Source organism: Holosporales bacterium, from assembly GCA_031263535.1.
In the GTDB taxonomy this organism is placed as follows: Bacteria; Pseudomonadota; Alphaproteobacteria; order UBA3830; family JAIRWN01; genus JAIRWN01.
This window is the reverse complement of record JAISFO010000010.1, coordinates 1-11,738: the sequence shown is the minus strand read 5'-3', so window position 1 is coordinate 11,738 and position 11,738 is coordinate 1. Positions and strand designations below refer to the sequence as shown.

10 protein-coding genes and 1 tRNA gene are annotated in these 11,738 nt (G+C 45.2%); 3 read left to right on the top strand and 8 right to left on the bottom strand.

Translation table 11 applies throughout. The features are described from left to right. Positions 1–311: 311 nt before the first annotated feature. The 3 genes from LBL30_01040 to argS form a co-directional block, all read right to left on the bottom strand. Positions 312–387: transfer RNA gene (locus tag LBL30_01040), tRNA-Ile, on the bottom strand. 109 nt (positions 388–496) lie between these two features. After that, positions 497–907 carry a hypothetical protein gene (locus tag LBL30_01035; GenBank protein ID MDR1031694.1) on the bottom strand — a complete coding sequence of 137 codons (411 nt, stop codon included), beginning with the start codon at positions 905–907 and terminating at the stop codon, positions 497–499. A gap of 2 nt (positions 908–909) precedes the next feature. Next, positions 910–2,679, bottom strand: coding sequence for an arginine--tRNA ligase (gene argS, locus LBL30_01030; protein MDR1031693.1), 1,770 nt, complete (start codon positions 2,677–2,679; stop codon positions 910–912). A 48-nt stretch (positions 2,680–2,727) separates the two neighbouring features. On the opposite strand from argS, the gene xth reads away from it, so the two are divergent. Further along, positions 2,728–3,522, top strand: a complete 795-nt coding sequence (xth, locus tag LBL30_01025) for an exodeoxyribonuclease III (protein ID MDR1031692.1) — start codon at positions 2,728–2,730, stop codon at positions 3,520–3,522. A 39-nt stretch (positions 3,523–3,561) separates the two neighbouring features. Here xth and LBL30_01020 read toward each other — a convergent pair whose 3' ends face one another. From LBL30_01020 to rpe, 5 genes are all read right to left on the bottom strand, one after another. Continuing rightward, positions 3,562–5,727, bottom strand: coding sequence for a ribonuclease E/G (locus LBL30_01020; GenBank protein MDR1031691.1), 2,166 nt, complete (start codon positions 5,725–5,727; stop codon positions 3,562–3,564). 401 nt (positions 5,728–6,128) lie between these two features. After that, positions 6,129–7,448, bottom strand: coding sequence for an exodeoxyribonuclease VII large subunit (gene xseA / locus LBL30_01015; GenBank protein ID MDR1031690.1), 1,320 nt, complete (start codon positions 7,446–7,448; stop codon positions 6,129–6,131). Then, positions 7,411–8,466, bottom strand: a complete 1,056-nt coding sequence (locus LBL30_01010) for an LD-carboxypeptidase (GenBank protein MDR1031689.1) — start codon at positions 8,464–8,466, stop codon at positions 7,411–7,413. Before LBL30_01010 ends, xseA begins: the two co-directional genes overlap by 38 nt. Positions 8,467–8,494: 28 nt before the next feature. Further along, positions 8,495–10,093 (bottom strand): hypothetical protein, encoded by a 1,599-nt coding sequence (locus tag LBL30_01005; protein MDR1031688.1) that lies wholly within the window; start codon positions 10,091–10,093, stop codon positions 8,495–8,497. Next, the gene (gene rpe, locus LBL30_01000; GenBank protein MDR1031687.1) at positions 10,087–10,776 is read right to left on the bottom strand and encodes a ribulose-phosphate 3-epimerase; all 690 of its coding nucleotides are present in this window, start codon (positions 10,774–10,776) and stop codon (positions 10,087–10,089) included. Before rpe ends, LBL30_01005 begins: the two co-directional genes overlap by 7 nt. A gap of 30 nt (positions 10,777–10,806) precedes the next feature. Here rpe and LBL30_00995 point away from each other — a divergent pair, with 30 nt between their 5' ends. After that, on the top strand, positions 10,807–11,376 hold the full coding sequence (locus LBL30_00995; GenBank protein ID MDR1031686.1) for a DedA family protein: 570 nt from the start codon (positions 10,807–10,809) through the stop codon (positions 11,374–11,376). A 56-nt stretch (positions 11,377–11,432) separates the two neighbouring features. Next, complete coding sequence (locus tag LBL30_00990) at positions 11,433–11,594, top strand: hypothetical protein (protein ID MDR1031685.1); 162 nt, start codon at positions 11,433–11,435, stop codon at positions 11,592–11,594. The last annotated feature ends 144 nt before the right edge of the window (positions 11,595–11,738 follow it).

Below are 11,738 nucleotides of genomic sequence, written 5' to 3'. Positions count from 1 at the left end.
AGAGCCTCTATTTGGGAATCCGTAGGCTTGAAAAAACTACTAAGACCGCTGATTGGGGTATCATCTACTCCCAGTTGCTCATCTTATTCCATGATAAACTACATAAGGTGGCTGCATGACTGCTTTTACACAAAATTATTTACAGGGCCTTTCCTTTGTAGACTCCTCTTTAATTAAGCGTTAGACAATCTTTATCTATAGCGCCAGATATTCTTACTAGCAAAGTATCTTCCTGCTTCTCGCCAGGCTCCTTAAAGTCCCTATCTCAATCAATAAAATTAATCTTGCTTAAATCTACACGAATCAATAATTGGTGGGCCCGGTAGGGTTCGAACCTACGACACCTCCGTTATGAGCGGAGAGTTCTAACCGCTGAACTACAGGCCCCGTCACACCAGAGAGTAAACGCAAAACAAACCAAGTCAAGAGGTTTATGGCTTGTTGCCTTTAAATCTCGTTTCAAATGATTTATTATAAAAGCAATCTAATTCGAGGCTTATTTAGCTGTCGATAGAGCGGCTTCTGACTTTGTGACCAGTTGAGCAATTTCATCAACAGGATCTTTTTGTATTGCAGGATCATTATTGCTAGGCGAATCTGCTTTATCATCGATCTGTGAGGCACCCTGCATAGGAGCTTCGTTTTCATCTATGATTCGTTCATTAGAAACCGGATCGTCGTTATCCATCGTAGTTAAGTTTTGATAAATTTCTTTATCTTGATGTGGGACGTCGATTCCGTTTGTAGTAGGCTTGACCTTGATAGGTACTTTAGGCCCTTCGATTAGTACTATCTCGCTGTCACGAGAATTTGCCATAACATACCAGACAATAAGCGAAGTTATGGCGATTCCGGCGATTATCAGAATTTTGTATGACCAAAGCAGACTCGCGATTTTTCTGTACATATCTAGCGTAGTTCTTCAACTGGATCTATACCGACGATTTTAAATCCTGATGAAATTACCATTTTCGTTGCATACAACAGTGCCAGCCTGGACGCGGTCTCAGCTTCATTATTTGGATTTACAAACCTTAAGGTTAAGTCATTTTTCCCAGCATTCCACAAAATATGCAGTCCGGCCGCAACTTCCTGCAGAAAAAAGACTATCTTATGAGGCTCAAGCGCAGATGCCGCTGTGTTTAGTACCCTCGGCCATTGCAAAAGCAGCTTAATTTGCGCCAGCTCCTCTTCAGAGCTCAGCTGCGACAGATCGGCGTTTTTCGCCGTATCGGCGCTGAAATCTCGGCCAAAAGACTCACGATATTGGCGAAATACTGAGCATATCCTGGCGTGAGCATATTGAACATAGAAAACGGGATTGTCTCGGCTTTTTTCCACCACTTGGGCGAAATCGAAATCCAAAACCACATCATCGCGGCGTGTAAGCATTATAAACCTTGTAACGTCGCGCCCAACCGCATCGAGGACATCCCGCATGGTTATGAAAGTGCCAGCTCGTTTGGACATTTTAACGTCTTTACCGTCCATTATAAACTTAACCAACTGGCAGATTTTTACCGTCAGCTTCTTACCCGCCAAAGCATCCACGGCAGCTTCCATTCGCTTCACATAACCGCCATGATCTGCCCCCCAAAAGTTTATCAGGACGTCATACCCTCGTTCCAACTTGTCGCGGTGATAGGCTATATCAGAAGCGAAATAAGTCCACGTGCCATCTGATTTCAGTAAAGGACGATCAATCTCATCTCCAAAAGCCGTAGATTTAAACAAAATCTGCTCTCTAGGTTCCCAATCATCTACTGTTTTACCTTTCGGTGGAGTCAAAACGCCTTGATAAACTAAGCCCTTACTTTTTAAGTACTCAAGCGTCTGTTTAACTAGCCCCTTTTCTATCAGTGAGGCCTCGGACACAAAAACGTCGTGATGCACGCCTAACTCGGCCAGGTCTTGCTTGACGATTGCCATCTGATCCTGAACCGAGAATTGCTTAAATGAAGGCGACCACTCTTGCTCCGGTTGATCCAAAAATTTATCGCCATGAAGCTTAATAAGCTTCTGCGCAATCTCTGAGACGTATTCACCAGGATAGCAATTATCCGGTAGTGGCCCCATATCGCGGCCAAGCTGCTCGCAGTAACGGTGGTATACCGACCTGGCGAGGGTGTCTATTTGACTGCCGGCGTCGTTTATATAGTATTCCTTGGTTACATCATACCCAACCGCGTTTAACAGATTTGCCAAAACATCGCCTACCACAGCCCCTCTTGCATGGCCAGCATGCAGCGGCCCAGTCGGATTGGCCGAGACGTATTCTATGTTTACCTTTTGCCCTTGGCCTAAGTCCTGAAGGCCGAAACGCTCGCCGGGAATGCTTATCACTTCGGCAAGGCATTTTTGAACATAGTTTGGACTTAAGGCCCAATTGATAAACCCAGGTCCAGCAACATTAACATTTAAAACCCTGTCATCGCGTTGTAGGACTGCGGTAATATCCTCGGCAAGCTCTCTTGGGTTCATCCCTGCAGCCTTAGCAAAAACCATCGCGACATTAGAGGACATGTCACCAAACTTTGGATCTTTGGGCGTTTCTACTTTTATCGCGTTGTCACTAAGTAAAGCTGGATCAACAGCCGCTTGGTTATGGTTTTTCATAACCTCAAGGAAGGATTTTTTGACCAGCGCCTCAAAGGCACAAAAAATATCTTGTGTTTCCACGTACGCCACCCCTAGTATAAAAGCTGCACTTCAGCGGAGAATCATGACTTGCGTATCGTAACCTGGAACGCGAATTCCATCAACTGCAGACTAGAGCATATATGCACTTTGATCGACCAATTATCGCCGGAAATCATATTGCTGCAGGAAATTAAAACAGTAACGGAAAAATTTCCACAAGGCCTGCTGTTCGACAAAGGCTATAACTGCGCTGTAAATGGGCAAAAGTCGTATAATGGGGTGGCTGTTTTATCCAAATCGCCGATCAGCGACGTAAAAACTACATTTTGCGATCAATTCTGTGCGGAAGCTAGGTATATCGAATGCATAACCGGCGGGCTCCGCGTAGCCTCGGTTTATGTGCCAAATGGACGTGAAGTTGGCAGTTCTTACTATGACTTGAAGCTTAGTTTTATGGGTCAGCTGTCTGAATATATTAGGCGCGATGTTACCGCCGACGAACACTTTGTAATCGGCGGAGACTTTAACATAGCTCTTAACGACAACGATGTTTGGAATCCAGCAGCGTTCGAAGGACAGCTGCTTTTTACTGAAGCGGAACGCTCGTCGCTTAAAAAAATTGAGCAAATAGGCTTGATAGACGCTTTTGGTGCTTCTGATCAATCTGTTGGTGATAAAAAATCAGACGGCATATGCGACAAATTCACCTGGTGGGATTACCGAGCAGGCTCTTTCGGCAAAAATCACGGTGTTCGCTTAGATTACGTGTTTCTGTCTGCTTTGGCGGCAAAACGTTTAACGCAACCTGAAGTCTTAAAAAATTTCCGAGCTCTCACTCGCCCCTCAGATCACGCCCCCGTGATGGTGGAATTAAGTATCTAGGCCTCTTCTTTGTAATGACAGATTTATACTTAGCAAAGGCTATTTCAAAATGCGCTTCCACCATCCCTTTTTGGATTTGGAAGACGGTTCCGGCGAGCCGTCGCTTTTGGCGGATCTTTCCTCAGCATTTGGTACGTTTAGGGTCTTAGATTCCTCAGAGTCTGATTCTGGCTTTTCTAACAGCGACATCACCAGTGATTTATCAGGATTCCTTCTTCTGCGAGATGGTTTTGGACGCGCTTCTTGACCAGAGGTATTGCCTTTATTATCAGGTGTAGCCAATGCAAATCTTGGGGCAGCAGAACTTTGCTCAGCGTCTGATACCGAAGTGCTGGGCAAGTCGCCTTCTTGTTTTACATTTTGTGGGCGATCATGTTTCTCGCCATTCCCTTTGCGCTTAGCGCGAGATTTTGAACCAGCGTTCGACTCGTTGGTTTCTGCTTCCTTATTCGTGGAAGAGCGCGGCTTACTAGACGCTGATTCAAACCTGTATTTCAATATATCTAACGACATATCAGGGATAAACGCCACACAGGCCCCAAACCTTTCCTCAAGCACGCATAAGTCTTTCTTTTTGTTATTAAGTACGTAGGCCGCTATCTCTGGCAACACGTGAAGCGTAATGCTTTTAGGCGTGGGCTGTTTGGCTAGTTCAAGCTCAAGCTCTCGGATCAGTTGCATCGCTACAGACTCCAGCGATTTAACGACGCCTGCCCCTAAGCAATGGGGGCACCGAACCGTGTATCCTTCGGTGATACTTGGGCGTCTGCGTTCGCGAGAAATCTCTAAAAGGCCAAATTGGCTTATCTTGGACATATAAACCCGGGACCGATCTGCCGCCAAAGCTTCTTTAGCCCTTTTTTCCACTTCACCAATCTTGTTTTTATCCTTCATATCAATAAGGTCTATGACGATAAGGCCGGCCAAGTCCCTTAAGCGCATTTGTTTAGCAGTTTCTTCAACGGCTTCTAAATTCGTCCTAAAAGCCGTCTCCTCCATATTGCGTTCCCGCCTAGCTCTGCCAGAGTTTACATCCACAGCAATCAGGGCCTCGGTTGAATGAATAACCAAATACCCGCCGGATTTAAGCGATACTTCTGGTTGATAGATTCTTTCGATCTGCTCATTGATTTTATAATTAGCAAAAAGAGGCTCTTTCCTGTTTTTATAAAGCTTGACGCGCTTCGCATGCTCAGGAATCGTCGACTCCATAAACTGCTTTATTTGCTGATAAAGCTCTTTCCCTTCGATCAATAACTCGGCAGTATCCTGGGCGTATAAGTCTCTTACGATTCGTTTGGCGAAGCTTTCTTCCTCGTGTATCAGGCACGGGGCGGTTGATTTAACTGTAGTCTCCCTTATCTCATTCCAGACGCGCCCTAAACCTTCATAATCGCTTTTGATCTCATCTACACTTACCGATGTTCCGGCTGTGCGAATCAATATACAACCGGAATGCGAGGGTTTAAGCTCATCGAGTATCGCGCGAACGCGCTCTCTGTCCTTTTGATCACTGATCCGGCGTGAAATTCCATCCGGTTTCCTGGTATTTGGCATGAAAACACAGTACCGACCAGCCAGGGATATATAGGTGGTAAGAGCGGCACACTTACTGCCACGTTCTTCTTTTACAATTTGAACCAGCAATATCTGGCCGGGCCTTATTACTTCTTGGACTTTATATTTTTTATAGAACCTGGCTTTGAACTTTTCTAATCGTGCCTCTAGGCTTGGCTGAGCGTCTTCCTCTTCTGACTCGATACTATCCACGCCGTCCGCAATGCTTTCATCTAAGCTAGGGATGGTGTCGTCTGCGTCATCTGGTTTTTGATTTTCTTCGACCGCTGATTCCAGAGGTAAGGGGTCTTTTTGATCTAAATCAGCAACCTCTTCTATCGGCTTGTCGGCATTTTCTGTTATTTCAGCAAGGCCGCGCTCAAGCTCTTTCTTATCGTCGGTTGGTATCTGGTAGTAGTCTGGGTGTATCTCACTCAGACCCAGAAAGCCATTACGCTCAAGTCCGCAGTCTACAAATATTGCCTGGATAGAGGGCTCGATCCTGACAACTTTGGCCAGATATATATTGCCTTTTACTCGGACTTTTTTGGTATTTTCGCTTTCAAATTCCTTTAAATCGCCATTTTGAGTGATTGCTACCCTGACATCCTCGGGATAGACGGCGTCGATAAACATTTTACGTGACATAATTTTCCTTCTGATACGTAAGATAGACGCCATATGCTTTTAGGGGTATATAAATCCCAAAACTCAACTAAACTGCACATACAAGACGCCTGATCTACACTAAAACAAACTTACGCGACCTTAAAAAGCCGCTCCTAACTTATACTAATCTATATTCTTTTATTTTGCTAATCCTTTATCAGTTCTTTGTGCCGCATGACTGTTAATGTAATCATAAGCTTGGTATATTAATAATTGAGCAGGCTTTTTATGCCTGCGTGCCAAAAATCCGTTACCCCTTACCTTACTAAGTTTCTTATTTAACTTGCCTAAATGTTCTAAGAATCACTATGATTCATCCATTGGGCCTATGTTAGCCTCCATTAACGTACCACTAAGCCTAAACCACACCGCCTAATCAATTAACGCACTGGAGTGGCTAAAACATGTCCGTCCTTGAACGTTATGCGCATCTGGTTACATGACACGGCCTGATCGGATGTGCTTATGACTTTGCCGTCAGAGCCTGATACTACCGCAAATCCGCGCTGGAGAGTCTTTTGATAGCAAAAGCTGTCCAGTAAACCACTAAGCCTTTCAATATAAAAAATCTTGTTGCTAAGCAGCTCTTTGCAGATCACGCTAAGTTTGCCGTAAGTTTCGTGGACATTGTGTCCAAAGCGAACGGTATCCGGCTTTTTTGCATAAAACAGCACGAGGGCCTTTATCAGCGAGTGCTTCTTGTGCTCGTAATGAGACGATACCCTAGATTTAACCATATCGAACATGTGATCAAGCTTTTGGGCTGAAGACCCAACCACTTGCCAGGAAGCGGGTAAGCGCTTGACTGTATTTTTTAAAGTTTCTTCGTTGGATTTTAAGGTGCGCTGAAGGCCTGATTTTAAGCGGTTTTTAAGGTCCATAACGACGGCCAGCAGATCATCTTTGACTGGCACAGACATCTCGGCAGCCGCAGTGGGAGTAGGCGCCCGTACATCAGCAGCCAAATCAAGCAGGGTACTGTCTGTCTCATGCCCAATTGCAGAAATCAAAGGAATGCTACTGGCTGATGCTGCGCGCACTACGGCCTCATCATTAAATGGCATCAGGTCCTCAAAACTGCCGCCACCGCGGGCGACGATGATTACATCCGGCCGCGGAATTAAGCCGTCATTAAGCTTGATTTCATTAAATCCCTTAATGGCATTTACAACTTGCTCTGCCGCGCCGTCACCTTGAACTGCTACCGGCCACAGCAATACACGCACAGGAAAGCGGTCAGATATCCGGTGACATATATCGCGGATCACGGCTCCGCTTGGCGAGGTAATTACACCAATCACTTTTGGCAAGTAGGGTAATGGTTTTTTCTTCAAAGAATCAAACAATCCTTCTTTTAGCAGACGTTCCTTGAGCTCTTGCAGCATTTTAAGCAGAGCGCCCTGGCCAGCGGGTTGGACATCTGTAACAAACAATTGATAGTTCGAATGCTGTTGATAAGTCGTAAGGCGCGCGGTGCAGATGACATCAAGCCCTTCGCTTAATTTATCGGCACATTTCACTCCTCGCCAGCATATCGCGTTTATGACCGCTTCGTTGTCTTTAAGACTGAAATAAGTGTGGCCAGAGGCATGCCTTTTAAGGCCGCTGACCTCACCGCGCACGTTCAGCACGCCGAAACCGGACTCGATAGTCTGCTTTATTTTAGCGCTTAGCTGAGCGACGGTTACGATTTCTTGCATGATGATTCTTTTTGAACAGCGGAATTTTACTGAAATCTACGCACAGGGTGAAGCTGTCTGCTTCTTCAGCGTCTTGTTCTATGCTACCTGGCGCGCCATAGCCGATTGGATAGTTATAATAACCATGGCCTATCTTATCTGTCAGAAATACTGGGAAATTGACGCGCTCAGCGAATTCAGTAAGTATAGGGATAAACTCATGATCGTCTCCTTTTGAGAATCGGCCAAAAATAATGGCCTTTACCCCACCCAAAAGCCCGCTGTCTTCAAGATGCGCCAAGGAACCTGTCACCTGACCCAGGTTACAATCAATGTCTTCCAAGAGTAATATCTTATCCTTGCAGTTAGCCTGCCAAACAGTACCAATACTGGCTTCAACCAAAGTCAAATTTCCACCTGTAAGTGGTCCGCATAACTTTAAGGTCTTTTGGGCATTGGCGTTAAGTGGACGCAGGCCTATCTTTACTTGTTTTACTTGCCCAGACAAAATGCCCATAAGCAGACGAAATCCATCACAATCGTATCCTTTCTGAATCAGCTCTCGCGCTACAGAGGCGTGTATACAACAGACATTTTGAGCCCGCGCAGAGAATAAAAGATGCAGCGCCGTTACATCACTGTAACCAATAAGTACTACTGTTGATGGCTTGATGCACCTTTTGGACAAAATGCTCACCAGTCTTCTTGCCCCATATCCTCCACGCATAGCCCAAATAATCCCGCCTGACTCCATTGCTTGAATAATTTCATTAGCCGTTTGTTCAGCTGTGGCATTAGTCCATGGATTTGGTTTTAGGTAATGCTGATCGGGCAGAAACCTGACTTTACCATCCAATAGGATTTTTAGAGCATCAAGTTCTTTAACAGGTAAACCGCTGCTTGGGGCCACCAGCGTGATATTCAACTCTTGTAAACTTTGCAGAAAAATTTGGTCATGCAGCACGGGGTTTATGTACTGCTCTGGCGTCCTGTAACACCCAGCAAGTAGAACCAAAACCACTAACCAAAGTCTGTCCATAACCGCACATTCCAAAAATAATAGAAACCTAAAGTCGCCTCAGCGACCAGCGAGATACTGTATGATCATAATCTCGTGAGCATGGCACAACCAAGTGCTTAACCGCCTGCATAATGCCATTTATCGGGTGTTTTTGCCCATTGCATATCTGAAACTTTGTTTCTTTACTGAAATACCAAGCCCACTTTTGATTTTTTCCTTGAGGCAAAATTTCTTCAATTACCAGGCCGTTTACTTCTTTCAGCTTGGTCAACTTCAAGCTTGCTGGGATTGAAAATATCAAAAATGTAGCAAAACCATAAGCGTGCGAAACCCTGTCTTCGCACCGCAGCTCTTGTCCGCCGCGGCACAGATATATCTGCCTGGTGATTGCAAACGTCTCGCCCATAAACAGCCACCTGGTTGACCCATCAAACCAGGTGTTTTTGTTTTCCTCGTACATTTCATGGGCAACTGGCTCGGATTTGAACATTGGAGCACTGGCCCCTCCCTTAGGCGCCTTATCTTGAATGCGGAAGGATTTGTTCTCTATACATATGCCCGCGCCAGATATCAGCACTTGATGGTCGCAGCTGTATTCAAAGTTTATCGGGCAAAACATCTCCGTCTCGGTTGCAATAAAATCGCCCGTATCTATAAGGATTGACGATGGCTCTGACGTGACTTTTATGATGCGTGACGGCGGCATAGCCTCAAGCTGCGTAGAGGCGATTTTGTTTAGGCAGAGCGTTTTTATAAACTCATTGGGATAGGGGGTCTTACTGTTAAAAGTTGCAAGGGCACCATTCGCGTGAATCATGTTGTTCAGCAACTGTTGGCAGCATGTAATGGCTTTATCCAAACAATCAAGATTTTTAATTTCCCAAATCTGCATCAAAAGCTTGATGTTTGAAAGATATTGCAGGTTCTCGACAAGGCTGTCCGGCGGCAGGCTATCCAGATGCTCTGGCTTTAAAATGCTGCACATACCAAGGTGTTTGACATATTTGTTGGCAAGTTTTACCCGATATTGCCTGGGCACAAGCCGAATTACGGCGTAGATTACACAGACCAAATCGTCAGAGTCCAAAAGATACTTTTCTTCACCGATAAGATATGAAAGCTGGCGCGCGAAGCTGCGGTGTACGGACGATTTGTCGCTGTTATCAGAAGACGAAATCATAAAGCGATAGTTCTGTGCCCAGTTCACAAGCCGAATTGCCGTAGTCTTTGGCTCCCACGCCGGACTGCGAGCGTCTTTATTTGCTTTAATCCACTGCTCAGTAATCAGGCGGGCCGTCTTCATGCATGAAAAATCCCCAATTTTATTAAAAAACGACAGCCAAAAGAAACTGTGCATTTCTTGCAAAGTGCTTTTATCCGCAAAAGTGTTTTTCCAGAACTGCTGCACTGGTGAAATGGGCAGAACTTGGCCATTGAGCGTTATCAATTTGCCTTTAAGAATAGCCTGCAAGTCATAGACAAATGGTGAGAAGTTCGGAATCGCCCCATTGGACAGATTGCGAAGCTTAAAAGCCTTTCGCTTGTAGAAAAAAGGAAAGCCCGGAATTGATTTAACAGTAGCGCGCACAGTCTTGGCAAACTTATTCCACTTACTTAAATATTTGCTGAAGTATTTCGTTAGCATTTGGTTTGCACGCCTCTGGCGGCGTTTAGTAATTTTTCGACAGCGCCCACTTTATCCATAGCCGAAAAAAGGGCCGTCCCTGCGACCAGCACATTGGCGCCTTTGGCCACTATATCCCCGGCCGTTAAATAAGATACTCCTCCGTCAACAGCTACATCCACTCTACCCTCTGCTGGCAGCATATCACGAACAGCCTCTATCTTATCCAATGTTGCAGGAATAAAGGCCTGACCGCCAAAACCAGGCCGCACGCCCATAACCAAAACCTGATCCAAATGCGGTAGACAGTCCTTTACAGATTCCACACTTGTTTCTGGACTTATGGCCAGCCCAACTTTCATCCCTAAAGCTTTAATGCGATCTATCATCAACGACGCGTCGCTTACAGCTTCTATATGAAATGACACGAGGTTTGCGCCTTGGCTGGCCAGCGCCGCTAAATACTCCAAAGGGTTTTCCACCATAAGGTGCACATGAAGATCTAAAGCAGTATAGTCCCTGATTTTTCCAACAATATCCGTAGCAAAGCTTGTACATGGGACAAAACGCCCGTCCATTATGTCTATATGCAAACTATCCACTCCTGCGCAAATAATTTCTTTCACCTCCTGATCGAATCTGGATGTGTTGGCCGCTAGGATTGATGCGGATAAATTTATATTCTTGTGCGTAAAATCTTTCATTTTTTGCTCGCAAGCCTATAATACGCCCCTATGATCATCGAACAAATGATTTCTAGCTACGGGTACTATGCGGTTTTCCTGTTTGCCTGCATAGAAGGCGAAGTGGCGCTGATTATAGCTGGTTTTTTTGCTCACCAAGGGCTGTTGTCTATTCAGCTGGTGATACTATATGCCTTCCTTGGCACATTTATAATGGAACAGGGCCTTTTTCAGGTAGGCCGCGTATATGGCCTTAGGATTCTCGATCGCTTTCCCAAACTTAAACCAAAAGTCGCAATAGCCTTCAAATGGCTTAAAAAATATGACGTGCTGTTTATCTTTAGCTTTCGCTTTATATATGGCATACGCAACATTTCCCCCTTGATTATCGGCGCGTCAGGAGTACCTTCCAAAAAGTTCTTTTTTGTAAATTTTGCCGCCGCGATTATTTGGTCCGTATCCATAGCCTGCGTAGGGTACGTTTTCTCTAATGCTATAGAAGGTATTGTCGCCCACTTTGGCGAATACCAGAAGCATGTTATATTTGCCATATTGGGTGTTGCTATCGCGATCTACGCCTGGGTTAGCCTGAGGCAGGCGTACTTGTCTCGTAAACAATAATCATTTCTTTACCTAATCGCCGTACTATTAAGGATATGTATGAAGCAGGTGTTCATATGAATAAGGTTATATGCCTTAAGAAATATAAGCAGTGCAAGCGACATAAAATCCCTGCGCAGGCTGCAATCAAGATTGCGCAGGCTGACAAATGTTTTCAAGACAGTATGCTAAAGCGCAAGACTTACAAAACGCGCAGTAAGCTACCGAACTTTCGTTAGCTAAGATTCAACACATCTGATACTCTGGCTTCGATCGTAGCAAGCTTGTCTTAGCATGAAAAAAGCCTTGTTCTTTGTCACAGAGGACTTTGGCTTCGTCAGCCATCGCATTCCTATGGCAGAGGCAGTCCGCTCATGCGGGTT